At 66.4% G+C, this 23,006-nt stretch carries 23 protein-coding genes; 10 read left to right on the top strand and 13 right to left on the bottom strand.

What is annotated here, in order from left to right:
- Nucleotides 1–344 precede the first annotated feature (344 nt).
- The 5 genes from CLN94_RS06100 to purC form a co-directional block, all read right to left on the bottom strand.
- A complete protein-coding gene (locus CLN94_RS06100; protein WP_096432167.1) occupies nucleotides 345–1,679 on the bottom strand; it encodes a sigma-54-dependent transcriptional regulator in 1,335 nt (444 codons plus the stop codon).
- Between the two features lie 3 nt (nucleotides 1,680–1,682).
- Nucleotides 1,683–3,398, bottom strand: coding sequence for a sensor histidine kinase (locus CLN94_RS06095; RefSeq protein WP_425439444.1), 1,716 nt, complete (start codon nucleotides 3,396–3,398; stop codon nucleotides 1,683–1,685).
- 132 nt (nucleotides 3,399–3,530) lie between these two features.
- The gene (gene purQ / locus CLN94_RS06090; protein WP_096432163.1) at nucleotides 3,531–4,199 is read right to left on the bottom strand and encodes a phosphoribosylformylglycinamidine synthase subunit PurQ; all 669 of its coding nucleotides are present in this window, start codon (nucleotides 4,197–4,199) and stop codon (nucleotides 3,531–3,533) included.
- Nucleotides 4,200–4,269: 70 nt separating this feature from the next.
- Nucleotides 4,270–4,509: a phosphoribosylformylglycinamidine synthase subunit PurS gene (purS, locus tag CLN94_RS06085; protein ID WP_096432161.1), complete on the bottom strand. Its 240-nt coding sequence runs from the start codon at nucleotides 4,507–4,509 to the stop codon at nucleotides 4,270–4,272.
- Between the two features lie 14 nt (nucleotides 4,510–4,523).
- Nucleotides 4,524–5,285 carry a phosphoribosylaminoimidazolesuccinocarboxamide synthase gene (gene purC / locus CLN94_RS06080; protein ID WP_096432159.1) on the bottom strand — a complete coding sequence of 254 codons (762 nt, stop codon included), beginning with the start codon at nucleotides 5,283–5,285 and terminating at the stop codon, nucleotides 4,524–4,526.
- Nucleotides 5,286–5,525: 240 nt separating this feature from the next.
- On the opposite strand from purC, the gene CLN94_RS06075 reads away from it, so the two are divergent.
- The 6 genes from CLN94_RS06075 to CLN94_RS06055 all read left to right on the top strand — a co-directional run bounded on the left by CLN94_RS06075 (nucleotide 5,526) and on the right by CLN94_RS06055 (nucleotide 10,425).
- Complete coding sequence (locus tag CLN94_RS06075; protein WP_096432157.1) at nucleotides 5,526–5,837, top strand: DUF1476 domain-containing protein; 312 nt, start codon at nucleotides 5,526–5,528, stop codon at nucleotides 5,835–5,837.
- 228 nt (nucleotides 5,838–6,065) lie between these two features.
- Nucleotides 6,066–7,082: a betaine--homocysteine S-methyltransferase gene (bmt, locus tag CLN94_RS06070; RefSeq protein WP_096432155.1), complete on the top strand. Its 1,017-nt coding sequence runs from the start codon at nucleotides 6,066–6,068 to the stop codon at nucleotides 7,080–7,082.
- Nucleotides 7,083–7,194: 112 nt separating this feature from the next.
- Complete coding sequence (locus tag CLN94_RS06065; protein ID WP_096432261.1) at nucleotides 7,195–7,893, top strand: corrinoid protein; 699 nt, start codon at nucleotides 7,195–7,197, stop codon at nucleotides 7,891–7,893.
- 101 nt (nucleotides 7,894–7,994) lie between these two features.
- Nucleotides 7,995–8,153, top strand: coding sequence for a hypothetical protein (locus tag CLN94_RS13960; RefSeq protein ID WP_179300247.1), 159 nt, complete (start codon nucleotides 7,995–7,997; stop codon nucleotides 8,151–8,153).
- Nucleotides 8,150–8,836, top strand: coding sequence for a DUF1638 domain-containing protein (locus CLN94_RS06060; protein ID WP_096432153.1), 687 nt, complete (start codon nucleotides 8,150–8,152; stop codon nucleotides 8,834–8,836). Before CLN94_RS13960 ends, CLN94_RS06060 begins: the two co-directional genes overlap by 4 nt.
- Before the next feature lie 116 nt (nucleotides 8,837–8,952).
- Complete coding sequence (locus tag CLN94_RS06055; protein ID WP_096432259.1) at nucleotides 8,953–10,425, top strand: SulP family inorganic anion transporter; 1,473 nt, start codon at nucleotides 8,953–8,955, stop codon at nucleotides 10,423–10,425.
- Nucleotides 10,426–10,537: 112 nt separating this feature from the next.
- On the opposite strand, the gene CLN94_RS06050 is transcribed toward CLN94_RS06055, so the two are convergent.
- Nucleotides 10,538–11,764: an MFS transporter gene (locus tag CLN94_RS06050; protein WP_096432151.1), complete on the bottom strand. Its 1,227-nt coding sequence runs from the start codon at nucleotides 11,762–11,764 to the stop codon at nucleotides 10,538–10,540.
- 64 nt (nucleotides 11,765–11,828) lie between these two features.
- Here CLN94_RS06050 and CLN94_RS06045 point away from each other — a divergent pair, with 64 nt between their 5' ends.
- From CLN94_RS06045 to CLN94_RS06035, 3 genes are all read left to right on the top strand, one after another.
- The gene (locus CLN94_RS06045; RefSeq protein WP_096432149.1) at nucleotides 11,829–12,461 is read left to right on the top strand and encodes a DNA-3-methyladenine glycosylase family protein; all 633 of its coding nucleotides are present in this window, start codon (nucleotides 11,829–11,831) and stop codon (nucleotides 12,459–12,461) included.
- The gene (locus CLN94_RS06040) at nucleotides 12,458–13,120 is read left to right on the top strand and encodes an alpha/beta hydrolase (protein ID WP_096432147.1); all 663 of its coding nucleotides are present in this window, start codon (nucleotides 12,458–12,460) and stop codon (nucleotides 13,118–13,120) included. Before CLN94_RS06045 ends, CLN94_RS06040 begins: the two co-directional genes overlap by 4 nt.
- A 218-nt stretch (nucleotides 13,121–13,338) precedes the next feature.
- Nucleotides 13,339–13,929 (top strand): HNH endonuclease, encoded by a 591-nt coding sequence (locus CLN94_RS06035; RefSeq protein ID WP_096432145.1) that lies wholly within the window; start codon nucleotides 13,339–13,341, stop codon nucleotides 13,927–13,929.
- A 2-nt stretch (nucleotides 13,930–13,931) separates the two neighbouring features.
- On the opposite strand, the gene pgi is transcribed toward CLN94_RS06035, so the two are convergent.
- The 7 genes from pgi to CLN94_RS06000 all read right to left on the bottom strand — a co-directional run bounded on the left by pgi (nucleotide 13,932) and on the right by CLN94_RS06000 (nucleotide 20,882).
- On the bottom strand, nucleotides 13,932–15,539 hold the full coding sequence (gene pgi, locus CLN94_RS06030) for a glucose-6-phosphate isomerase (protein WP_096432143.1): 1,608 nt from the start codon (nucleotides 15,537–15,539) through the stop codon (nucleotides 13,932–13,934).
- A gap of 1 nt (nucleotide 15,540) precedes the next feature.
- Nucleotides 15,541–16,212, bottom strand: coding sequence for a 6-phosphogluconolactonase (gene pgl, locus CLN94_RS06025; protein ID WP_096432141.1), 672 nt, complete (start codon nucleotides 16,210–16,212; stop codon nucleotides 15,541–15,543).
- The gene (zwf, locus tag CLN94_RS06020) at nucleotides 16,209–17,684 is read right to left on the bottom strand and encodes a glucose-6-phosphate dehydrogenase (RefSeq protein ID WP_096432139.1); all 1,476 of its coding nucleotides are present in this window, start codon (nucleotides 17,682–17,684) and stop codon (nucleotides 16,209–16,211) included. Before zwf ends, pgl begins: the two co-directional genes overlap by 4 nt.
- 141 nt (nucleotides 17,685–17,825) lie before the next feature.
- Nucleotides 17,826–18,335: a DUF2478 domain-containing protein gene (locus CLN94_RS06015; protein WP_096432137.1), complete on the bottom strand. Its 510-nt coding sequence runs from the start codon at nucleotides 18,333–18,335 to the stop codon at nucleotides 17,826–17,828.
- A complete protein-coding gene (locus CLN94_RS06010; protein ID WP_096432135.1) occupies nucleotides 18,332–18,910 on the bottom strand; it encodes an RSP_2648 family PIN domain-containing protein in 579 nt (192 codons plus the stop codon). The genes CLN94_RS06015 and CLN94_RS06010 overlap by 4 nt, the downstream gene beginning before the upstream one ends.
- On the bottom strand, nucleotides 18,910–20,124 hold the full coding sequence (locus tag CLN94_RS06005; RefSeq protein ID WP_096432133.1) for an RSP_2647 family RNA methyltransferase: 1,215 nt from the start codon (nucleotides 20,122–20,124) through the stop codon (nucleotides 18,910–18,912). Before CLN94_RS06005 ends, CLN94_RS06010 begins: the two co-directional genes overlap by 1 nt.
- 62 nt (nucleotides 20,125–20,186) lie before the next feature.
- A complete protein-coding gene (locus CLN94_RS06000) occupies nucleotides 20,187–20,882 on the bottom strand; it encodes a DUF6778 family protein (RefSeq protein WP_096432131.1) in 696 nt (231 codons plus the stop codon).
- A 212-nt stretch (nucleotides 20,883–21,094) separates the two neighbouring features.
- On the opposite strand from CLN94_RS06000, the gene edd reads away from it, so the two are divergent.
- Nucleotides 21,095–22,921, top strand: coding sequence for a phosphogluconate dehydratase (gene edd, locus CLN94_RS05995; protein ID WP_096432129.1), 1,827 nt, complete (start codon nucleotides 21,095–21,097; stop codon nucleotides 22,919–22,921).
- Nucleotides 22,922–23,006: the final 85 nt, after the last annotated feature.

Below are 23,006 nucleotides of genomic sequence, written 5' to 3'. Positions count from 1 at the left end.
AGGCGGCGGTCTTTCGACCAATCGGTTGATCCAGAGCGGGACATGTCCTCAGAGGTCCAAACGCCCGGCAATCAGCGAATTTCGGTGGGCAGGGGCGCGAAATAGCGCAGCCTTCTGCCGACTGTGCACGACAATAGCGGGGAAATCAGGGCGAAGACAATCGGTTTTTCGTCAAGGCATGGTTGACGAACGCCGCAGCCCGGAGGGGCAAGGGGGCCCTGCCCCCTCTGGCTTCGCCATTCACCCCCGGGATATTTCGGGCAAAATGAAAGCTGGCCTTTCATCGAGCCACAAATACTCCGGGGGAATTTGCCGCAAGGCAAAGGGGGCGGAGCCCCTGCCCCTCAGATGTAATCCGAGCGGCTCAGCCCGTATTTCGCCATTTTCTCGTTCAGCGTGCGGCGCGGCAGGCACAGCTCCTCCATCACCGCCGCGATCGAGCCCTTGTGACGACGCATCGTATTGTCGATCAACATCTTTTCGAAATTCTCGACATATTCCTTGAGCGGCTTGCCCTCGGTCGTCATCGCGGGCGGGCCCGCGTCTTCATCGTCGTTCATCAGCAAGGACGCGATCGAGCCGGTGCCGCGGCGCGCTTGCAGCACGGCGCGCTCAGCCACGTTGATGAGTTGGCGCACATTGCCCGGCCAGGGCGCCTGCAAGAGCTGCGCGGCCTCTTGCGCGGTGATCTCGGGCACGTCGCAGCCGTATTCATCGGCGAATTGCTCGGCCATGCGATTGAAGAGCGTGAGCACATCCTCGCCACGGCTGCGCAGCGGCGGCAGCGTGATCTTGAGCGCGGCGAGACGATAGTAGAGGTCGGGGCGCAGCGCGTCCTCGACGGTGCGGCCTTCGCCATGGGTATTGCAGATCGCGATGATCCGGGTCTCGGCCGGCGCGCCCTGATCGTTGATGAATTGCACGAGGCGGGCCTGCAGCGCGGGGCTGAGCGCCTCGACATCCTCAAGGCAGAGCGTGCCGCCGCGCGCCTCCTCGACAAGCGGCAGAAGCCCGCCCTCCTCGACCGGGCCAAAAAGCCGCGCGCTCAGCGCGTCATCGGTGAAGGCCGCACAGGAGATCACGGTGAATTTCTTGCCCGCGCGCGGGCCGGTGGCATGGAGCGCATGCGCAACCAGCGTCTTGCCGGTGCCGGTCTCGCCGTCGATCAGCACATGGCCATCGGCCTGGCTGAGATCGAGGATATCTTCGCGCAGCCGCTCCATCGGATCGGAGGTGCCGATCAGCTTGCCCATCACCTGCTCGCCCTGCGCGAGGTCGCGGCGCAGCGCGCGATTGTCGAGCGTGGTCCGCCGCGCCTGGGTCGCGCGCTTGACCAGCTCGTTCATCCGGTCGGGATCGAAGGGCTTTTCAAGGAAATCCATCGCGCCAAGGCGCATCGCCTCGACCGCCATCGGCACGTCGCCATGGCCGGTGATCATGATCACCGGCAGCCCGCTATCAAGGCCCATCAGCCGCTTCAGAAAGGCCATCCCGTCCATGCCCGGCATCCGGATGTCTGAGATCACCACGCCGGGCCAGTCGGCGCCGATTTCGCGCAGCGCCTCCTCGGCCGAAGGGAAAGTCACCGTGTCGAAGCCCGACAGCGCCAGCCATTGGCTGACCGATTGCCGCATGTCCTCTTCGTCATCGACGATCGCTACCTTGATCATCCCCGCCATGGTCTACTCCGCTGCTCTGATGCCGCGCTTTGGCGGCGTTTTCGTGTCTTCGGTCAGGAGCGGCAGTTGCAGTTCGAACACCGCGCCGCCGCCCTCCGCGTTATGGGCCGTGAGCCGCCCGCCCAGATCCGTCGCGATCGAGGAGGAAATGGCCAGCCCCAGCCCCGTCCCCTCGCCCGGCTTCTTGGTCGTCCAGAACGGCTCAAAAAGCTTCTCCAGATCGGTGATCCCGGGGCCGTTGTCGCGCAGCGTCAGCACCGCGCTTTCGCCGGCCGTCAGCAGGATCTCGATCTGCGGCTCGGCCACTGCCTTCGTCGCATCGAGCGCATTGCGCAACAGGTTGATGATCACTTGTTCGAGACGCACACGGTCCGCCATCACCTTCACCGGCTGGCGCGGCAAGGTGCGCGTGATCGCCACAGTGCGATGCTTGAGCTGCGGCTCCATCATCGCCAGAGCCGCCGAAATCGAGGCGCGCAGGTCGACCGGCTCAAAGGCCTCGCCGCCCTTGCGCGCATAGGATTTGAGCTGTCGGGTGATCGCCCCCATCCGTTCGATCAGGTCGTCGATCCGCTGGAAGGACGACAGCGCCTCTTCGGGCCGGCCGCGCTGCAACAGCAGTCGCGCCCCCGCCAGATAGGTCTTCATCGCGGCCAGCGGCTGGTTCAGCTCATGGCTGACCGCCGCCGACATCTCGCCCAGAACCGCCAGCTTGGAGCTTTGCTCCAGCGTCTGCTCGGCCACGGCAAGGTCCTTCTGCACGCGCTCACGCTCGGCGATCTCGCGCGACAGCCGCGCGTTCAGCGCCCGCAGCTCGGCGGATTCCGCGCGGTAAACGGCCGATTGCACCCGCGCGCGCCGCGACAGCCAGTAGAACCCGACCGCGAGCAGGATCGCGAAGCCCATGATTTCCAGCGCCAGCACCGCATTCACCCGCTCGCGCACCGAGGCATAGGAGGTAAAGGCGATCATCCGCCAGCCCCGGAACGGGATCCGCGTCTCGGTCTGCATCACCGCCTGGCCGCGCAGATAGGCGTCGGGCGCCTCGTTGGCCCAATCCGCCGTCGCCTGCAACGCCCGCTCCAGCGCCGAAGGCACCGAGCGCACGCTCAGCGCCTCGCTCAGCGTCAGGCCGCGCCATTTCGGCTCGGTGGTCAGGATGATCCGCCCCTCGCTGTCGAGCACCGCCACCGCATCCGAAATCCCCGCCCAGGAACGTTCGAATTTCGACAGTTCCGCCTCGACGACGATCACCCCAGCGGGCTTGCCCCCCGCCAGAAGCGCGCGCGAATAGTTGAACTCGGTCCCGCCGGTGTCGCTTTGCGCGGCGGTAAACACCGTATCGCGCGAGCGCAGCGCCTCGACGAAGAAAGGATTGCTTGAATAATGCGTGCCGATCAGGTTGCGGTTGGTCGCTGCCACCACCCGCCCGCTCAGGTCCACAAGCCGGATCGAGGCGGCGGCAATCTCATCGCGCGCCGTGATCAGCCGCGCCGAGGTGCGCGAAAAATCGCCGCTTCCCAAGGCATTGGTCAGCTCGGGGTCGCGCGCCAGCAAAAGCGGCACCACCGAGGTACGCTGAAGCTCTGAAATGATGTTCCCGGAGTAGAGCGCCAGTCGCAGCTCGGCGCGCACCCGCGTGGTTTCAGTGAACCGCTCGGTCAGCCAGAGGTTGGTGATCCACATCACCCCGATCGCCAGCGCGACAAACCCCACCATCGTCAGGCGCAAAGGCCATGGCGAGCGGCGGCGGCGATCCCGCGCCGCCATCATCGGTCCGGTAGAGATTGGATCACGCTCGGGCATGGCGCGAATCTACCCACGCCGCCCCGCGCTCACAAGCGAAAGCGCTCAGGCCTCGACGCCGATCGCGGCCAGCGCGCGGAAAAGCGCCGCCCCATCGGCACCGCCCTGCGCATCTTCGATCGCGCGCTCGGGGTGAGGCATCATGCCCAGCACCCGGCGGTTGGCCGAGAGCACACCGGCGATATCATCGACCGAACCGTTCGGATTTTCGGCATAGCGGAAGGCCACACGGTCTTCGCCCTGCAGCGCCTTCAGCCCTTCGGCGTCGATCTGGAAATTGCCGTCGTGATGCGCGATCGGGAACACGACCTCGGCGCCCTTGCCATAGGGCGCGGTATAGGCGCTGTCCGACGTCGCGACCTTCAGCGTCACCGGACGGCAGATGTATTTCAGCGAGGCATTGCGCATCAGCGCGCCCGGCAACAGCCCCATCTCGGTCAGGATCTGGAAGCCGTTGCAGATGCCGATCACATAACCGCCCTTGGCCGCGAAATCGCTGACCGCCTGCCCGATCGGGCTGCGCGACGCAATCGCGCCACAGCGCAGATAGTCGCCATAGGAAAACCCGCCCGGCACGCCGATCACATCGACGCCCGCCGGCAGCTCGGTATCCTTGTGCCAGACCCGCACCACCTCGGCCCCGGCTTTCTCGAAGCCCATCGCGAGGTCACGGTCACAGTTCGAACCGGGGAAAGTGATGATGGCGGCTTTCATCGGAAGGCTCCTGCTTCTTCTTGGACCAAATACGCTGGGGGTCCGGGGGCAAGGCCCCCGGCCGCCGGGATCAGGCGATCTCGATCGTGTATTTCTCGATCACGGTGTTGGCGAGCAGCTTCTCGCACATCTCGCGCACCTCGGCCTCGGCCGCGGCCTTGTCGGTACCGGCCAGGTCGAGCTCGATCACCTTACCCTGACGCACGGCCTCGACGCCGCCGAAACCCAGGTGACCCAGCGCGTGGCGCACGGCCTCGCCTTGCGGGTCCAGAACCCCATCCTTGAGCATCACATGAACGCGGGCTTTCATCGCGGGCGGTCCTTTCAGTTGATCAGGGTCGGTTTCGACGTGCCGGTGTTCTCGGGCATCAGCCCGAGGCGGCGCGCCACTTCGGTATAGGCGTCGGTCAAGCTGCCGAGGTCGCGGCGGAACACGTCCTTGTCGAGCTTCTGGCCGGTTTTCACATCCCACAGACGGCAGCTGTCGGGGCTGATCTCGTCGGCGACGATCAGGCGCATGAAATCGCCATCCCAGACCCGGCCGATCTCGATCTTGAAGTCGATCAGCTTGATACCGACGCCAAAGAACACGCCCGAGAGGAAATCGTTCACGCGCAGCGCGAGGCTGACGATGTCATCGAGGTCCTGCTGGTTCGCCCAGCCGAAAGCGATGATATATTCCTCGGGCACGAGCGGGTCGCCCAGCTCGTCGTTCTTGTAGCTGTATTCCACGATCGGACGCGGCAGCGGCGTGCCTTCTTCGAGGCCCAGACGCTTGGCGATCGACCCGGCGGCGAAGTTGCGCACGATGACTTCCAGCGGCACGATCTCGACCTGACGGATCAGCTGCTCGCGCATATTCAGGCGGCGGATGAAGTGGTTCGGCACACCAATATTGGTGAGGCCCTGCATGAAGAACTCGGACAGGCGGTTGTTCAGCACACCCTTGCCCTCGATCGTCGCTTTCTTCTGCGCGTTAAAGGCGGTGGCGTCATCCTTGAAATACTGCACCAGAGTCCCCGGCTCGGGGCCTTCGTACAGAATCTTCGCTTTGCCTTCGTAGATTTTCTTGCGCCGAGGTGCCATGGGCCGCTCCGTCCGGAAAGTGAGTGCGCGCCCCGCGCGCGGGGCCGGTCGAGCCCGCGAGACCGCTGGCCCATTTCCCGCCCCTATAGGGCAAGGCATCCCGCGCCGCAAGGCAAAGGCGCGCCAGCGTCATGGAATCGCAAACTTCGCACAGTTTGCACGCTAACGGCACTTGCCCCGGCCCGCAGGCGGGGGCATATGATGAAGGTGAGGAGTTACTAACGAGGGGAGGGGCGAGAAATGACCACCTTTGACGAACGCGAACAGGGGTTCGAGGCGAAGTTCGCCCATGACGAGGAACTGCAGTTCAAAGCCGATGCGCGCACCAACAAGCTTCTGGGCCAATGGGCCGCGGGGCTCTTGGGTAAAACCGGCGCCGATGCAGATGCCTATGCCGCCTCGGTGGTGAAGGCCGATTTCGAGGAGGCCGGGCACGAAGACGTGGTCCGCAAACTGCTCGCCGATCTGGACGGCAAGGCCGACGAGGCCGCGATCCGCGCCAAGCGGGTGGAATGCGCCGCCGAGGCCAAGCGCCAGCTCATGGAAGAATAAGCGCCTGATCCGCGCTGATCCGATGGCCCGCCCTGCCCCGCGCAGGGCGGGCTTTTTCGTGCCCCGCACCGGCCGCGCGCGGCTGCCCTGCTGAAGCGCGCTCAAGATCATCATGAGCAGAAGGAATTTGCCATTCGCGCCCGCGCGTGGCAGGAGGGGCGCCGACAGGCCGCCCGACCCGTGCGGCCCGAACTCCATTCCAAGAACGATCGAGGGAAAGGCCCCGACATGACCAACGCACTGAGCCGCCTCCTGGAGACCCGCGACTGGCTGCTGGCCGATGGCGCGACGGGCACCAACCTGTTCAACATGGGGCTCAGCTCGGGCGATGCGCCGGAGCTGTGGAATGCCGACGAGCCCGCCAATATCAAGAAGCTCTATTCGCTTGCCGTCGATGCGGGCTCGGACCTGTTCCTGACCAACAGCTTCGGCGGCAACGCCTCGCGGCTGAAATTGCATGGCGCGCAGAACCGCGTGCGTGAACTCAACCGCCTCGCCGCCGAAATCGGCCGCGACGTGGCCGATGCCGCGGGCCGTCCGGTGGTGGTCGCGGGCTCGATGGGCCCGACCGGCGAGATCTTTGCCCCGATGGGCACGATGACCCACGAACTGGCCGTGGAAATGTTCCACGAGCAGGCCGAAGGGCTGAAAGAGGGCGGCGCGGATGTGCTTTGGGTCGAGACGATCTCGGCGCCCGAGGAATTCAAGGCCGCCGCCGAGGCCTGCCGCCTGGCCGGGATGGCCTGGTGCGGCACGATGAGCTTCGACACTGCCGGGCGCACGATGATGGGCGTGACCTCGGCGCAGCTGGCCGCGTTGGTCGAGAAACTGCCGAACCCGCCGCTCGCCTATGGTGCCAATTGCGGCGTCGGCGCCTCGGACCTTATGCGCACGATCATGGGCTTCGCCGCCGCCGGCTCCGAGCGCCCGATCATCGCCAAGGGCAACGCGGGCATCCCGAAATATCACGACGGCCACATCCATTACGATGGCACGCCCGAGCTGATGGCGGATTACGCCTGCCTCGCGCGCGACGCGGGTGCGACGATCATCGGCGGCTGCTGCGGCACCATGCCGGTGCACCTGGCCGCGATGCGCGCCGCGCTCGAAACCCGCCCGCGCGGGCCGCGCCCGACGCTCGAAGAGATCGCCGCGAAGCTCGGCGGGTTCTCCTCGGATTCGGACGGCACGGGCGACGAAGGCGAGGCCGCGGGCCGCGCACGCCGCTCCCGCCGCCGCGGCTGAGCCGCAATTCCCTATTCCGCGCCGTTTTTCCGGCGGCGCGTGTCGCAAAACGCCAAACCTTTCTGCCGATTTCGCCACTAATGGGGAAAACGGCACGCTCTTGGAGACGACGATGGCAGACGAAGACGATATCATCCTGTCGGAACTCGATGACGAGGAACTCGTCCAGCAGATGATGGACGACCTCTATGACGGCCTCAAAGAAGAGATCGAAGAGGCCGTCGAGATCCTGCTCGAGCGCGGCTGGACGCCCTACGACATCCTGACCAAGGCGCTCGTCGCCGGCATGACGATCGTCGGCGCGGATTTCCGCGACGGGATCCTTTTCGTGCCCGAGGTGCTGCTGGCCGCGAACGCGATGAAGGGCGGCATGGCCATCCTCAAGCCGCTGCTGGTGGAAACCGGCGCCCCGCGCATGGGCAAGATGGTGATCGGCACCGTCAAGGGCGACATCCACGACATCGGCAAGAACCTTGTCGCGATGATGATGGAAGGCGCGGGCTTCGAAGTGGTCGATCTGGGCATCAACAATGCCGTGGAAAGCTACCTTGAGGCGGCCGAGCGCGAAGGCGCGGATATCATCGGGATGTCGGCGCTGCTGACCACCACCATGCCCTACATGAAAACGGTGATCGACGCGCTCAAGGAACAGGGCAAGCGCGATACCTATATCGTGCTCGTGGGCGGCGCGCCGCTGAACGAGGAATTCGGCAAGGCGATCGGCGCGGACGCCTATTGCCGCGACGCCGCCGTGGCCGTGGAAACCGCGAAGACGCTGGTCTCGCGCCGCCACAACCAGATGGGCGCGTGATCGCCACACGCCTGAATGTGATCGAAAAGGCCCCGGATTCTGCGTCCGGGGCCTTTTTCTTTTTCCGCTTCGGCCCCATTATCAGAGGAATGGAGGGAAGGATGACGCTGCCGCAATTCCTGTTGCTCATTGCCGTTCTGATCGTGGCCGCCGGGATCACGGTCTGGGCCTTGGCCGCTTCCGGCCTGCCGCTGCCGCTGTTGCTGCTGGCGGGGCTGGGGCTGGCGGGTGCCGCGCGGCTTTGGGCGCGCGTCGAATGACCGACACCCCCGAGGCGTCCCCGCCCCCCCTGCCCTCCGACGAGGTTCTGGCCGAACGCGGGCTGACGGCGCGCGGCACCGGTCGCGTGTTGCTGGTCGCATGCGGCGCCCTCGCGCGCGAGATCCTCGCGCTGAAATCCGCGAATGGCTGGGATCACCTCGACCTGCATTGCCTGCCCGCCAAGCTGCATCTCTTCCCTGAGAAGATCACCGACGAGGTCACCCGCCTCGTGGAAACCCGCGGCCCCGGCTATGACAGCACCTTCGTCGTCTATGCCGATTGCGGCACCGGCGGCCAGCTTGAGGCGCGCTGCGCCGAGCTGGGCGTCGAGATGATCGCCGGGCCGCATTGCTATTCCTTCTACGAAGGCAACGACGCCTTTGCCGCCAAGGCCGAGGACGAGATCACCGCCTTCTACCTCACCGACTTCCTCGTGCGCCAGTTCGACGCCTTCGTCTGGCGCCCGATGGGGTTCGATCGCTACCCCGAGCTGATCCCGACCATGTTCGGCAATTACGAGCGGCTGATCTATCAGGCCCAGACCGACGACCCGGCGCTGGACGCCAAGGCCCGCACAGCCGCCGAGCGGCTGGGGCTGGCCTATGAACGGCGCTTCACCGGCTATGGCGATCTGGCCAGCGCGCTGGCCGGGGCCGGGCGCAAATCGGCCACGCAAGGCTGAAATCCCCTTAAATTCCGCCTTGAGGCTTCCATTTGCTGCGCTGCGGCGCTATGCCCGACCCGAATAAGAACGCCCGGCCCGCCCCAAAAGCGGGCCGCATCATTTTCGGAGACACCATGATCGACACGGCCGCACTGAAGCGCGACTGGCTGGGCAATACCCGCGCCGATATCCTTTCGGGGCTGGTTGTGGCGCTGGCGCTGATCCCCGAGGCGATCGCCTTTTCGCTGATCGCGGGCGTCGACCCGAAGGTCGGGCTTTATGCCTCCTTCTCGATCGCGGTGATCACGGCCTTCTTTGGTGGCCGCCCGGCGATGATCTCGGCGGCGACGGCGGCGACGGCAGTGCTGATGGGGACGCTGGTGCGCGAACACGGGCTGCAATACCTGCTGGCAGCGACGGTGCTGGCGGGCGTGATCCAGATGGCCGCCGGGGCGCTGAACCTCGGGCAGGTGATGCGGTTTGTGTCGAAATCGGTGATGACAGGCTTCGTGAACGCGCTGGCGATCCTGATCTTCCTCGCGCAGCTGCCCGAGCTGGACCCGCGCGTCGTCACGCCGGTGACCTATGCGCTGGTCGCGCTGGCGCTGGCGATCATCTACCTCTTCCCGCGTCTCAACCGCACCATCCCCTCGCCGCTGGTCGCGATCGTGGTGCTGTCGGCGATCACGATGGGGCTTGGCCTGACCGAGGTGCGTACCGTGGCCGACATGGGCGAGCTGCCCTCGGAACTGCCGAACTTCCTGATCCCGGACGTGCCCTTTACCCTGAAGACGCTGGAAATCATCCTGCCCTACTCGGTCGCGGTGGCGGTGGTGGGGCTGCTGGAAAGCCTGATGACGCAGCAGATCGTCGACGAGATGACCGACACCACCTCGTCGCGGCAGCGCGAGTGCTATGGCCAGGGCATCGCCAATTTCTGCACCGGTTTCATCGGCGGCATGGCGGGCTGCGCGATGATCGGGCAATCGGTGATCAACGTGCGCTCTGGCGGGCGCGGGCGGCTTTCGACCTTTACTGCGGGGGCGATGCTGCTGGTGTTCTGCGTGGTGCTGGGCGACCTGGTGGGGCGGATCCCGATGCCGGCGCTGGTCGCGATCATGATCATGGTCTCGATCGGCACCTTCAGTTGGGCCTCGATCGGGCAGCTGCGCACCTTGCCGCGCAGTTCGAACGTGGTGATGCTGGCGACCGTGGGCTTTGTCGTGGTCACCCATAACCTCGCCATCGGCGTGCTGGTCGGCGTGCTTCTGTCGGGCATCTTCTTTGCCGGCAAGATCGCGCGCCTGACCGAGATCACCTCGCGCCTCAACGCCGACAAGGGCCTGCGCACCTATTTCATCAAGGGCCAGATCTTTTTCGCCTCGGTCGAGGATTTCAATCAGGCCTTCGATTTCCGCGAGCCGCTGGAGCGCGTTGTGATCGACCTGACCCATGCCCATATCTGGGATATTTCCTCGGTCGCGGCGCTGGATCGCGCCATCGCCAAGTTCCGCGCGAACGGGATCGAGGCGAAGGTCGTCGGCATGAACCACGCGACCGAGACGATCATCGACCGGCTGTCGGGGCAAGGCGCTTCCGGCCACTGAGGAAGGGGGCTCTGCCTCCCGCCCGTGCCGGGCGCCCCCCGGAATATTTCTGACAAAATGAAGGGGGCGCGTGGCCCCCTTTTTTGTATCGTTTGTCCGGGAGAAGGCCCGCTCAGCGCATCTCGCGCGGGCGCATCACCAGCCAGATCAGTGCAGCCCCCGCGAGCGTCAGGAACGGCAGCATGGCAAGGTTGACGGCCTCCCAGCCGGCCTGCGGATCGCCTGCCGAGGAGCAGTTCATCAGCCCGCCCGAGCTGAGCGAGGCGAGGAACACGCCGCCGAAGACCACGAAATCGTTCATGCCCTGAACATGGCCACGCTCATCGGGGCTATGCGCCGAGGCAAGCATCGCGGTCGAGCCGATGAAGCCGAAGTTCCAGCCGATGCCCAGCAGCACGAGCGCGAGGTAGAACTGTTCGAGGTCCACCCCCATCAGCGCCACCGCCCCCGAGGCCGCGAGGATCACGAGGCCCACGCCGACGATCATCTCGCGCCCGAACCGCGCGATCAGATGGCCGGTGAAGAAGCTCGGCAGATACATCGCCAGCACGTGGGCCGAGACGATATTGGCCGCATCGCCCTCGTCGAAGCCGCAGCCCACCACGGCGAGCGGCGTCGAGGTCATCACCAGGTTCATCAGCGCGTAGGATACCATGCCACAGATCATCGCCACCGCGATCACCGGGTCTTTCAGCAACTCCTTGCGGGTGCGGCCCGGGTGCGCGGCGCCCTTGGCGCGGCGCCCGGGCGCGGGAATGCGCAGGAACGAGAACAGGATCGGCCCCAGGAGGTTCAGCCCGATGATCGCCAGATAGGTCGCCATGAAGGGCACAACCATCGCCTGACTCGTGACCTTGACCAGCTGCGGGCCGATGATCGCCGCCGCAAGCCCGCCCGCCATCACATAGGAAATCGCCTTGGGCTGGAACTCGGGCGGGACGCCATCGGTTGCGGCAAAGCGGTAGAAGCCCTGCGCCGACATGTAGATGCCGGTCAGGAACGAGCCCGCCATGAACACCGCGAAAGACCCGATCCAGAGCGCGTAGGCGGCGATCCCCGCCCCCGCAGCACCTGCGATCACCGCGAGGATAAAGCCCGCGCGCCGCCCGTAGGCCACCATGAATTCCGACATCGGCTGCGCCGAAAGCACCGAGCCAAGCACGATCAGCGACAGGGGCAGCGTAGACCAGCACGGGTTCGGCGCCAGCATCTGCCCCGACAACCCACCCACGGTGAAGATCATCGACATCTGCGCCCCGAGCACGGCTTGCGCCAGCACAAGGACGATCACGTTACGCCAGACCGGCGTGTGGCGGGAGGGGGCAAGGGTATCGCTCATGGCCCACCCCTAGCGCCCGCCGAAGAGGCTGGCAAGCGCCGACGGGATCGGGCAGTCTGCGCCCATGCACGGACGGATCATCGAAACCGAACAGGACATCCTTGACGGCGCGGACTGGCTGGCACGCGCCGAGCCCCGCTTTGCCCATGCGCTGGAGCTGACCGGCCCCTGGCCGCTGCGCCGGCGCGACGACGGATTCGCGGCGCTGCGTGATGCGATCATCGGCCAGCAGGTCTCGGTGGCGGCGGCCAAGGCGATCCGCGCCAAGGTGCTGGACGCGGGATTTGCCGCGCCCGAGGTGATCGCCGGGGCAGACCCCGAGGCGCTGCGCGCCTGCGGGCTGTCGCGGCAGAAAGTGAAATACCTGCAGGCGCTTGCGGGCTCGGGCGTCGATTTCGAGGGGCTGCGCGCCCTGCCCGACGAGGCGGTGATCGAGGCGCTCTTGCCGATCCCCGGCATCGGACGCTGGACGGTCGAGATGTATCTGATCTTTGCGCTTGGCCGCGCCGATGTCTTTGCCGTCGACGACCTCGCGCTGGCCGAGGGCGCGCGCATGCTCTTTGACCTGCCCGAACGGCCCAAACGCAAGGAATTCAACGTGCTTTCGGCCAGTTGGTCGCCCTGGCGCGCGGTTGCGGCACGCGGACTTTGGGCCTATTACGCCTATCGCAAACAACGGGAAGGGGTCGCGCCATGACGCGGAAACTGGAAGTGGGCCGCAAGGGGCCGAAATCGGGCCAACTGAAGTCGGCGGTGATTTTCCTGCATGGCTATGGCGCCGATGGCAACGACCTTTTGGGCCTTGCCGACCCGCTTGGCCCGCACCTGCCCGACACGCTGTTTCTGGCCCCTGACGCGCCCGAGCCCTGCACCGGCAACCCGTTCGGGCGGCAGTGGTTCCCGATCCCGTGGCTTGATGGTTCGAGCGAGGCCGAGGCTGCTGCCGGAATGCAGGCCGCCGTCGCCGACCTCAATGCCTTTGTCGATGAGGTGCTTGAAGAAAACGCGCTAACCCATTCACAACTTGGAATTATTGGGTTTTCGCAAGGCACGATGATGGCGCTGGAGACCTTTCCGCGCCGGGCCGATCCGGTGGCCGGGATCGTCGCCTTCTCGGGGCGGCTCTTGCGCCCCGAGGCGCTGGCCGAAGAGGCGCTCTGCAAGCCGCCTGTCCTCCTGGCGCATGGCGATGCAGACCCGGTCGTGCCCTTCGCCGACATGGGGCTGGCGGGCGACGCGCTGGTTTCGGCGGGCTTCGAGACCTACGCCCATGTCATGAAAAACACGCCCCACGGCATCTCGCCCGACGGGCTCTCGGCGGCGCTTGGCTTCCTCAAGGCGAAACTGCCGGGCTGACCGCCCCCATCCGACCCCGTTCCATCCCACGTCTGCCTGAATTTCAGGCAGGCCGTCATACCTTTGTCGCATCCGCATGGCAGCACTGGACCTGACAGGCCGATCCCAGATCAAGGGGCTTGTCAGAGATCGAACGCGATATATAGTTTCAGTTACGGCAGGGGCGGACCCCGCCCCTGGCTCGGAACCGGAGCGACAGGGCGAGGATGGAGTCACCCATGCTGGACCAAGGCGATTTTCGAACGCAGTTCACCCGCGAGCCGGCGGCGCTCAAACGCTACCCCGCGCTGGTCCTGAACGCGGATTTCCGGCCGCTGAGCTACTATCCGCTTTCGCTCTGGCCCTGGCAGGAGGCGATCAAGGCGGTCTGTCTCGACCGGGTGCAGATCCTGGCGGAATATGACGAGGTCGTCCGTTCGCCGAGCCGGGAAATCAGGATCCCCTCGGTTGTGGTGCTCAAGGAATTCGTCCGACCCCAGAAGCGCGTGGCCTTCACGCGCTTCAATCTTTTTCTGAGGGACGAATTCCGCTGCCAGTATTGCGGCTGCGAGGGCGAACTGACCTTCGATCACGTGATCCCGCGCTCGCGCGGTGGCGTGACGAGCTGGGAAAACGTCGTGGCCGCCTGCGCGCCCTGCAACCTGAAAAAGGCCAACAAGCCGCTGGACCGCTCGGGGCTGCGGCTGATGAAACCCGCGCGCGAACCATCGGCCTCGCAAATGCACGCCACCGGCCGCCGCTTCCCGCCCGGTCACCTGCACGAAAGCTGGATGGATTTCCTGTACTGGGATACCGAGCTGGAGGCTTAAGCTTAGCCCTGCAGCCCCCGCACCCGCGCGGCAAGGGCGAGCGTCGAGCCATCCTTGCCCTGCCCCGGATCGCGGCCTGCCAGCACCGGTTCCAAGGCCAGCGCCAGTTCCTTGCCCAGCTCAACGCCCCATTGATCGAAGCTATTGATCCCGAGGATCACGCCTTCGACAAACACCCGGTGTTCATAAAGCGCGATCAGCCCACCCAGAACCTCGGGGGTAAGCTGCGGGTACAGCAGCGTGGTCGAGGGGCGGCTGCCCGGAAACACGCGGTGGCGGGCCTGACGCTCCAGTTCGGGGCCTTCGAGCCCCTTGGCCGCCATGCGGGCGCGCGCCTCGTCCAGGGACCGGCCGCGCATCAGAGCCTCGGATTGCGCCAGGCAATTGGCCACCAAGAGCCGGTGCTGATGCGCCAGCTCGGGCTCGTGCCCCTTCGCGGCGACGATGAATTCGCAAGGCACGATCCGCGTACCCTGATGCAAAAGCTGGTAGAACGCGTGCTGCCCGTTGGTGCCGGGCTCGCCCCAAACCACCGGACCCGAATTGTAAGGCAAGCTCGTGCCATCCATCGCCACGCGCTTGCCGTTCGATTCCATCTCAAGCTGCTGCAGATAGGCCGGCAACCGCGCAAGCCGTTGATCGTAGGGCAAAACCGCCCGCGTGGCATGGCCGCAGAACTGGTTGTGCCAAACCCCGACCAGCGCCAGCAGCACTGGCAGATTCTGCGCCAGCGGGGCCACGCGGAAATGCGCGTCCATCGCGGCCGCGCCCGCCAGCATCTCGTCGAACCGCTCGGGCCCGATCGCCAGCATCAGGCTCAGCCCGATCGGGCCCCAGACCGAATAGCGCCCGCCCACCCAATCGTCGAAGCCGAAGACCCGCTCGGGCGCAATGCCAAAGGCGGCGGTGCGCTCGGGCTCGGTGGAAATCGCGGCGAATTGCGCCCCCGGATCCGCCACGCGCGCCGCCAGCCAGGCCCGTGCGGTCTCGGCATTGGTCATCGTCTCGATCGTGGTGAAGGTCTTGGAGGCGACGATCACCAGCGTGGTTTCCGGGTTCAGCCCACGCAGTGTGTCATGGATATGCGCCCCGTCCACATTCGAGACGAAATGGCAGCGCGGACCGTCGTGATAGGGCGCCAGCGCCAGCGTGGCCATCGCCGGCCCGAGGTCGGACCCGCCGATGCCGATATTCACCACATCGGTGATCGCCCCGCCCTGCCCCGCGATCCGCCCCGCGCGCAGATCGCGCACAAAATCCTGCATCCGCGCATGGGTCGCACGAACCTCGGGCATGACATTCACGCCATCGACGAAGACATCGGTTTCAAGGTTGCGCAGCGCTGTGTGCAAGACCGCTCGCCCCTCGGTCTCGTTGATCTTCGCCCCCGAAAACATCGCCGTGCGCGCGGCTGCGAGCCCGGCATGCTCAGCCAGTTGCACGAGCAGCGTGCGGGTCTCGGCATCGAGGTTGGTCTTGGAGTAATCGAACAGGAACGGCCCGAATTCCGCGCTGAATCCGGCGGCGCGATCGGGGTTTTCGAACAACTCGAGGATTGGCCGCGCCTCGACGGATTTCGCTCGAACGATCAGTTCGTTCCACAGGTGCATGTCATTCGGCCCAATGAATGGTGGCGGATTTCAGGATGATGCGCACCGGCGCCTCGGTCTCGGGCAGGTCGACCGCCCGCTCAAGCGCCGCACGCTTTTCCGGCCCCGTAATCAACAGATGAATGTTCATCGCGTCGCGCAGGACCGGCGCGCTGAGCGTGATGCGCGGCTCGCCCGCGGCCTCGGCCCGCAGGGCGATCAGGATCGGAGCGTCATCGGCCAGCGCCTCCTCTAGCCGGTCGGCCCCCGGAAACAGCGAGGCCGTGTGCATGTCGCCCCCCATCCCCAGCAGCAGCACATCGATCGGCAGATGCGGCGCGATGCCCTCGGCCAGCGCCGCGAGCGCCTCCTCGGGGGTCTCGGTCGGCGCATACATCGGCAAGAGCTCCACCGCCGCGGCCTTGTCGCGCAAGAGCCGCGCGCGCAACTGGCGCGTGTTTGAGCGCGGGCTGGCCTCGGACACCCAGCGTTCGTCATTGAGCAAGACCGCGACCTTGTCCCAGGCCAGATCGAGCCCCGAGAGGATGTCGAACACCGGCCCCGGCGTGCTGCCCCCCGGCACGCAAAGCGTCGCCCGCCCGCGCGTTTCGATCGCGGCGCGCAGCTCACTCGCCAGAAGGTCCGCAAGGGCGATCATCATCAGTTCCCGATCCGGGTAAGTGATGAGGTTCATTCGCGAATCTCCCGCCAGCGACGACCATCGCGATGCATCAGCATCAGCGCATCCTCAGGGCCGGACGAGCCGGAATCATAGGGTTGCGGGCGCTCGCCGCGCTCGTCCCAACCCGCGATTACCGGATCGGTCCAGGCCCAGGCTGCCTCGACCTCGTCACCGCGCATGAACAGCGTCTGATTGCCCCGGATCACATCCATGATCAACCGCTCGTAGGCGTCGGGAATATCGGCCCCGTCCTCGCCCAGCGCCTCGGCAAAGGACATGTCGAGCGGCACCTGCACCAGACGCATGCCGCCCGGCCCCGGCTCCTTAATCATCACCTTGAGGTTCATCCCCTCATTCGGCTGCAACCGGATCACCAGCACGTTCTCGCGCCAGGAGGCATCGGTCTCGTCAAAGATCGAATGCGGCGGCTGGCGGAAGGTAATCGCGATTTCCGAGGTCCGCGCGCGCAGCCGCTTGCCGGTGCGCAAATAGAACGGCGTGCCCTGCCAGCGCCAGTTCGCGATATGGCATTTCAGCGCGATATAGCTCTCGGTGCGCGAGTTCGGATTTTCGACATCTTCAAGGTATCCGCGCAGCGCACCCTCGTCGGCGCAATGGCGATGCGCGAGGTATTGACCGCGCACAATATCGGCGGGCTGGACGGGTTGCAGCGCGCGGATCACCTTGAGCTTTTCATCGCGCACCGCATCCGGGTCGAAGTGATAGGGCGGCTCCATCGCGATCAGGCACAGGAGCTGCATCATGTGGTTCTGCACCATGTCGCGCATCGCGCCCGACTTATCATAATACGACCCGCGCCCGCCCACGCCGACGGTTTCGGCCACGGTAATTTGCACATGATCGACATATTGCGCATTCCACAGCGGCTCGAAGAGGATATTGGCGAAGCGCACCGCCATCAGGTTCTGCACCGTCTCTTTGCCGAGGTAATGGTCGATCCGGTAAATCTGATGCTCGTCGAAATGGGCCGCGAGCGTGGCATTGAGCGCGCGCGCCGTGGCCAGATCGCGACCAAAGGGTTTCTCGACGACGATCCGCGCCTCGGGGCCGGCCATCTGGTAGCGATGCAACCGCTCGGCCAGCGGCCCGAACAGCGCCGGCGCCACCGAGAAATAAAACGCGTTCACCCGCGCGCAATCGACCTTGGCGGCCAGTTCATCCCAACCCGCATCGCCCTGCGCGTCGATCGCGACATAGTCGAGCACGCGCAGGAAGGCCTCGATCTGGGCGGGCACCTGCTTGGCCTTGCCGACGTGATCGGTGATCGCGGCGCGGGCCTGCGCGCGAAAAGCCTCGATATCCATCTCGGAGCGGGCGGCGCCGATGATCTTGGATTTCTCGGGGATCTGCCCCGCGAAAAAGCGCCGGTAAAGCCCCGGCAGAATCTTGCGGTTGGCCAGATCGCCGGTCGCGCCGAAGACGACCAGATCGAAAGGATCCACCGGAATGACGCGCGAGACCATTTCTTGCTCCGTAACAGGCACACGGGGCACGAAGCCTCAGCGCGCGGACAGCGGCAGAACCGGCTCGGCGCGATCACGGCCGAACGTCGTCTGACCTGGCAAGTCTAACACTCGCAGGAGCCGGGGCAAGATCGTGTCAGATCAAAGATTTGCAAATGCGAAAGCGGCCAGCGCACCGGGCTCGGGCGGCAATTCGGTGGCGTAGTCACCCGCGAAGGCCAGGAATTCGGCGCGGGTCTGCGGCGGCGCAGAGATCAGCACGCGATGCCCGCGCGCCACCGCCTCGGCGATCAGGTCGCGACAGCCACGGCCCTCGGCCTCCTGCTTGCCGAACTTGTTGAACAGCACCAGCGTCTCGGGCTGAGCGCCCTCAAGCCCCTGCCCGACCGCCATCACCGCCTCTTCGAGCGCGCCCGCATCCAGCGTGCAGCCCTCGGCGCCGGGGCCAAGGTCTTGGGTGATGCCGTGAATGCGCCCCTCGGGCAAAAGCCGCAGGTACATCTCACACATGCCCTGGTTCGGAGCATCGACCGGCATCTCGGCGCGCACCATGCCCAGAACCGGGCGCCCCTCGGCCAGAAGCCGGTCGGCCAGATCGGCCATCAGCCGATCCGCAAGTCCGCTTTGCGTGGTGGTGAAAAACCCGATCATCGCCCGTTCATGCCCCCGCGTGCAGGCCCTGGTCCAGCGCCCAGAGCCTTGCCCAGACGCGGCAAACGCGCGCGTTTCAACAGCGCGCGCACCGGCTGCGGCTGCCCCGAGAGGGCCTCGGCGCGGACGCGCACGCGCTCGACCACCGCGGCCATGGCCTCGGGGCGCTCGGACCAGAACTGCCACAAGAGCCCGTCGGGGTCGCGCCGGTCCAGCCCCTCGCCCGCCAGAACCCCGCGCGGAAAATCGGCGCGGTTCTCGGTGACGATCGCCTCGGCGCCCCCCGCGATCGCGGCGGCCAGCACGTGGATGTCGTTTTCATCGGGCAGGTGCAGCCGCGCCTCGAGCCCCGCGCGGGGCGTGACGCAGGCGGCGGGAAATTCGGCCTTCAGAAGCGCGATCTCGCCCCGCGCGATCACCTCATCGGGCGGGGAAAGACGCGCGGCGGCGCGCGCCCATTCCTCAAGGATACGCTCGGACCAGAGCGGCTGATAAAACCCCGCCCGCGCCGCACCGATCAGGATCTCGCGCAGGACGGTCGGGTAGAGCACGCAGGCGTCGAGCAGGAGCTTCATCAGTCGAGCCGGAAGAACAGCGATTTCAGATAGCCGCTTTCGGCAAGCTGCGGCAGCATCGGATGGTCGGGCCCGGCGTAGCCCGTGTGCAAGAGCTGCGAGCGCCGCCCGCCCTTGCCGATGCCGCGCGAAGAGGCCGCGCGGAATTGCACGAGGTCAGCCGCGTGGCTGCACGAGCAAAGCGCAAGATAACCGCCCGGCGCGACCAGCGGCGCGGCGAGGCGCGCGAGGCGCTCATAGGCGCGCAGCCCCGCCTGCAGCGCGGGTTTCGCAGGCGCGAACGCGGGCGGGTCGCAGATCACCACGTCGAATTGAGCACCTTCCGACGCCAGCGCCTCAAGCGTGGAGAAAGCATCGCCTTGGCGCGTCGAGAAACGCGCGCCCGCCCCCATCGCCGCCGCGCCGCGCACTGCCAGATCCAGCGCCGCAGCCGAGGCATCGACTGCAACCGCGCTTTGCGCCCCGTTCGCAAGGCAGGCCAGCGCAAAGCCACCCACATGGCTGAACACGTCAAGCACCCGCGCCCCCTGCGCCAGCCGCGCGGCAAAGGCGTGGTTGGGGCGCTGGTCATAGAACAGCCCGGTCTTCTGCCCGCCCATCAGGTCGGCCATGTAGATCGCGCCGTTCATCGGCACCTCGATCGGGCCATCAAGCACGCCGGACATCAGAACCGTCTCTTCGGGCAGGCCTTCAAGCCCGCGCGCGCGCCCCGAGCCGTTCTTGACGATGGTGGTGACGCCCGTCACCTCGGCCAGCGCCCCGGCCAGATCGTCGATCATCGCCTCGGACCAGGCGGCGTTCGGCTGGATCACCGCCGCACCGCCGAAGCGGTCGATGATGACGCCCGGCAGGCCGTCGGCTTCGGCATGGATCAGCCGGTAGAACGGCGCCTCGAAAAGCCGCGCACGCAGGTCAAGCGCGCGCGCGATCCGCGCAACCAGCCAGGCCCGGTCGATCACCGCCTCGGGGTCGCGATCCAGCACCCGCGCGATGATCTTGGAATTCGCATTGACGGTGACGGTCGCCAGCGGCCGACGCTCAGCGTCTTCGAGCGTGGCAATGGCCCCCGACGCCAGCTTTTGCGTGCGCCGATCGGTCACCAGCTCATCGGCATAGACCCAAGGGAAGCCGTGCCGGATCGCGCGGGCCTCGGCCTTGGGGCGCAGGCGCACGACAGGACGATCGGTGGCGGGGCTGGAAGAGATGTCGGTCATCGCACTCACGGAAAAAGGGGCTGTTGCCCCCCTCTAGCGCGAATGGCGATGGTGCGAAAGGCTCAGAGCGCAGGGCTCTCGGGCGCGGGCACGGCTGAAAGCGCGGCGAACTCTTCGGCGGTCATCCAGATCGGGCGCGACAGCTCGTCGCGGATCATCTGGCCGAAATTCTGGGTGATCACCGTTTTCTGCGTGATACCGCGCGCTTCCTCGGCCAGCGCCTCGCGGCCCGAAGCGGCGGGGAAGTCGCGTTTCACATAGCGCGGCGCACCGATCATCGCGCCGGTTTCGGCATCGCGCAGCGTCACGATCGCCTCGAATTCGAACTCGGTGCCGAAGGGCGCGGAATAGCGCGCCTTCTCGGTCAGCGCGTGAAAGCGGCGCAGCTCGATCTCAAGATCGACCGGCACGCCCGCCTGCATTTCCTCAGTGCCAAGGCTCGCCCCCGCCAGCGCGATCGCCTCGACCTGCGCATGGCGGTTGCCAAAGGCATCGCCGCGCCAGACGATATCGGCGCGCGGCTTGTAGCTGTTGGCCTCGGAAACGCTCAGCTCGCGCGGCGCGCGCACCTGAATCGAGCGCACGGCAAAGCGCGGCAGGGCCAGAACTGTCTCGGCTTCGGCTTGCGCAGTGGCCGCCGGCCCGGCAAGGTTCAGCGGCACAGGATCGGTCAGCCCCCGCGAGGCGGGTTCGTTGAACCCACATGCCGCGAGCAGCAGGACGGCCCCGCACAGAAACCCCGATTGCATCATCTTCATCGCTCGACCCTTCCGATCCGGATGTCTCTCCAGTTGCGGCGAATTTGCCGATAAATTATGGCAGAACAAGGCAAATTACGGATCATTTCGGGGGAAATCCCCCTGCCCCGGGTCCCATCGCCGCAGGACATCTCGTGGGCGGGCCATTGATCCGTTAGCGCTAACTGACTATACGGGCCTGAACAGCCCGCCCAAGGAAAGGCCCCGAGTCGATGCCCGACGCAAAGACTACCCCGCCCCTCAACGCCACCATCGCACGTGTGACCGAGCGAATCCGGCAGCGCTCGGCGGTGACGCGCGCGGAGTATCTCGCGCGGATGCGGGCGCTGGCACAGGCAGGCCCGGCGCGCGCGCATCTGTCTTGCGGCAATCAGGCCCATGCCTATGCCGCGATGGGCGCCGACCAGCCCGCGCTGGCTGCGGGGCGCGCGCCCAACATCGGCATCGTCACCGCCTATAACGACATGCTCTCGGCGCATCAGCCCTATGAAACCTACCCCGCGCTGATCCGCGAGGCGCTGCACAAGGTCGGCGCCACCGCGCAGGTCGCGGGCGGCGTGCCCGCGATGTGCGATGGCGTGACGCAGGGCCAGCCGGGGATGGAGCTGAGCCTGTTCTCGCGCGACGTGATTGCACTGGCGGCGGGCATCGCGCTGTCACACAACTGCTTCGACGCGGCGCTTTACCTTGGTGTCTGCGACAAGATCGTGCCGGGCCTCGTCATCGCCGCCGCAAGCTTCGGCCATATCCCGGCGGTGTTCCTGCCCGCCGGGCCGATGACCTCGGGCCTGCCGAACGACGAAAAAGCCAAGGTGCGCCAGCAATTCGCCACCGGCCAGATCGGGCGCGACCAGTTGATGGCGGCCGAGATGGCCAGCTATCACGGCCCGGGCACCTGCACCTTTTACGGCACCGCCAACACCAACCAGATGCTGATGGAGGTGATGGGCCTGCACCTGCCGGGCGCAAGCTTCGTCAACCCCGGCACCGACCTGCGCCGCGCCCTGACCGAAGCGGGCGCGCGCCGCGCCGCCGAGATCACCGCGCTCGGCAATGATTTCCGCCCGGTCGGCGAGATCCTGAACGAGCGCGCCTTCGTCAACGGGCTGGTCGGGCTGATGGCGACGGGCGGCTCGACCAACCTCGTGCTGCACCTGCCCGCGATGGCGCGCGCCGCCGGCATCCTGCTCGATCTCGAGGATTTCGACGAGATTTCCGAGGTCACGCCGCTGATGGCCAAGGTCTATCCGAACGGCCTGGCCGATGTGAACCATTTCCACGCCGCGGGCGGGCTGCAATTCATGATCCGCGAGCTTCTGGGCGCGGGGCTTTTGCATGGCGACGTGCGCGGCGTGGTCGGCAACAGCCTCGCCGATTACCTGCGCGAGCCGGTGCTGGAGGACGGCCAGCTCAGCTGGCGCGAGGGCGCCACGCGCTCGGAGAACGACCGCATCCTGCGCCCCTGCGGCGATGCTTTCGCCCCCTCGGGCGGACTAAAACAGATGCAAGGCAACCTCGGACGCGGGGTGATCAAGGTTTCGGCCGTCGCGCCTGAGCGCCATGTCATCGAGGCCCCCGCCCGCATTTTCACCGATCAGGCGGAGGTCAAGGCGGCCTTCCAGCGCGGCGAGTTTACTGCCGATACGATCGTCGTGGTCCGCTTTCAGGGCCCGCAGGCCAATGGCATGCCCGAACTGCACTCGCTCACGCCGGTGCTCTCGGTACTGCAAGATCGCGGCCTCAAGGTGGCGCTGGTCACCGACGGGCGGATGTCGGGCGCCTCGGGCAAAGTGCCCGCCACGATCCATGTCAGCCCCGAGGCCGCCGCGGGCGGCCCGCTCGCGAAACTGCGCGACGGCGACCGGCTGCGGCTGGATGCGACGACAGGGCGGCTCGAATGCCTCGAAGACGGGTTCGAGGCTCGCACGCCCGCGACGGCCGACCTCTCTGCCAACACCCACGGCCTCGGGCGCGAGCTCTTCGAGGCCTTCCGCCGCAATGTCGGCCCCGCCCCCGAAGGCGCGGCCGTGGTGATCTGAGACTTGCCTGCGGCGCGCGTATTTGCGCCAAGAAGAAACCCCGCGCCTTCTTCCTGGCCCCAAATACGCGCGCCGGAGGCCCCAT

Source organism: Pseudothioclava arenosa, from assembly GCF_002358085.1.
GTDB lineage: Bacteria > Pseudomonadota > Alphaproteobacteria > Rhodobacterales > Rhodobacteraceae > Pseudothioclava > Pseudothioclava arenosa.
Note: the sequence above shows the minus strand (reverse complement) of the source record. Positions and strands in the feature narration are given on the sequence as shown.

Excerpts from the sequence above, each read along its gene's own strand:
- CLN94_RS06100 (WP_096432167.1), bottom strand. The coding sequence starts at position 1,679 with ATGGCGGGGATGATCAAGGTAGCGATCGTCGATGACGAAGAGGACATG.
- purQ (WP_096432163.1), bottom strand. The coding sequence starts at position 4,199 with ATGAAAGCCGCCATCATCACTTTCCCCGGTTCGAACTGTGACCGTGAC.
- CLN94_RS06095 (WP_425439444.1), bottom strand. The coding sequence starts at position 3,398 with ATGGTGGGGTTTGTCGCGCTGGCGATCGGGGTGATGTGGATCACCAAC.
- purS (WP_096432161.1), bottom strand. The coding sequence starts at position 4,509 with ATGAAAGCCCGCGTTCATGTGATGCTCAAGGATGGGGTTCTGGACCCG.
- CLN94_RS13960 (WP_179300247.1), top strand. The coding sequence starts at position 7,995 with ATGACGCTGCCGCAATTCCTGTTGCTCATTGCCGTTCTGATCGTGGCC.
- pgl (WP_096432141.1), bottom strand. The coding sequence starts at position 16,212 with ATGAACCTCATCACTTACCCGGATCGGGAACTGATGATGATCGCCCTT.
- CLN94_RS06065 (WP_096432261.1), top strand. The coding sequence starts at position 7,195 with ATGGCAGACGAAGACGATATCATCCTGTCGGAACTCGATGACGAGGAA.
- CLN94_RS06045 (WP_096432149.1), top strand. The coding sequence starts at position 11,829 with ATGCACGGACGGATCATCGAAACCGAACAGGACATCCTTGACGGCGCG.
- CLN94_RS06000 (WP_096432131.1), bottom strand. The coding sequence starts at position 20,882 with ATGAAGATGATGCAATCGGGGTTTCTGTGCGGGGCCGTCCTGCTGCTC.
- CLN94_RS06015 (WP_096432137.1), bottom strand. The coding sequence starts at position 18,335 with ATGATCGGGTTTTTCACCACCACGCAAAGCGGACTTGCGGATCGGCTG.
- CLN94_RS06075 (WP_096432157.1), top strand. The coding sequence starts at position 5,526 with ATGACCACCTTTGACGAACGCGAACAGGGGTTCGAGGCGAAGTTCGCC.
- pgi (WP_096432143.1), bottom strand. The coding sequence starts at position 15,539 with ATGCACCTGTGGAACGAACTGATCGTTCGAGCGAAATCCGTCGAGGCG.
- CLN94_RS06005 (WP_096432133.1), bottom strand. The coding sequence starts at position 20,124 with ATGACCGACATCTCTTCCAGCCCCGCCACCGATCGTCCTGTCGTGCGC.
- CLN94_RS06050 (WP_096432151.1), bottom strand. The coding sequence starts at position 11,764 with ATGAGCGATACCCTTGCCCCCTCCCGCCACACGCCGGTCTGGCGTAAC.
- CLN94_RS06040 (WP_096432147.1), top strand. The coding sequence starts at position 12,458 with ATGACGCGGAAACTGGAAGTGGGCCGCAAGGGGCCGAAATCGGGCCAA.
- purC (WP_096432159.1), bottom strand. The coding sequence starts at position 5,285 with ATGGCACCTCGGCGCAAGAAAATCTACGAAGGCAAAGCGAAGATTCTG.
- CLN94_RS06035 (WP_096432145.1), top strand. The coding sequence starts at position 13,339 with ATGCTGGACCAAGGCGATTTTCGAACGCAGTTCACCCGCGAGCCGGCG.
- bmt (WP_096432155.1), top strand. The coding sequence starts at position 6,066 with ATGACCAACGCACTGAGCCGCCTCCTGGAGACCCGCGACTGGCTGCTG.
- edd (WP_096432129.1), top strand. The coding sequence starts at position 21,095 with ATGCCCGACGCAAAGACTACCCCGCCCCTCAACGCCACCATCGCACGT.
- zwf (WP_096432139.1), bottom strand. The coding sequence starts at position 17,684 with ATGGTCTCGCGCGTCATTCCGGTGGATCCTTTCGATCTGGTCGTCTTC.
- CLN94_RS06060 (WP_096432153.1), top strand. The coding sequence starts at position 8,150 with ATGACCGACACCCCCGAGGCGTCCCCGCCCCCCCTGCCCTCCGACGAG.
- CLN94_RS06055 (WP_096432259.1), top strand. The coding sequence starts at position 8,953 with ATGATCGACACGGCCGCACTGAAGCGCGACTGGCTGGGCAATACCCGC.
- CLN94_RS06010 (WP_096432135.1), bottom strand. The coding sequence starts at position 18,910 with ATGAAGCTCCTGCTCGACGCCTGCGTGCTCTACCCGACCGTCCTGCGC.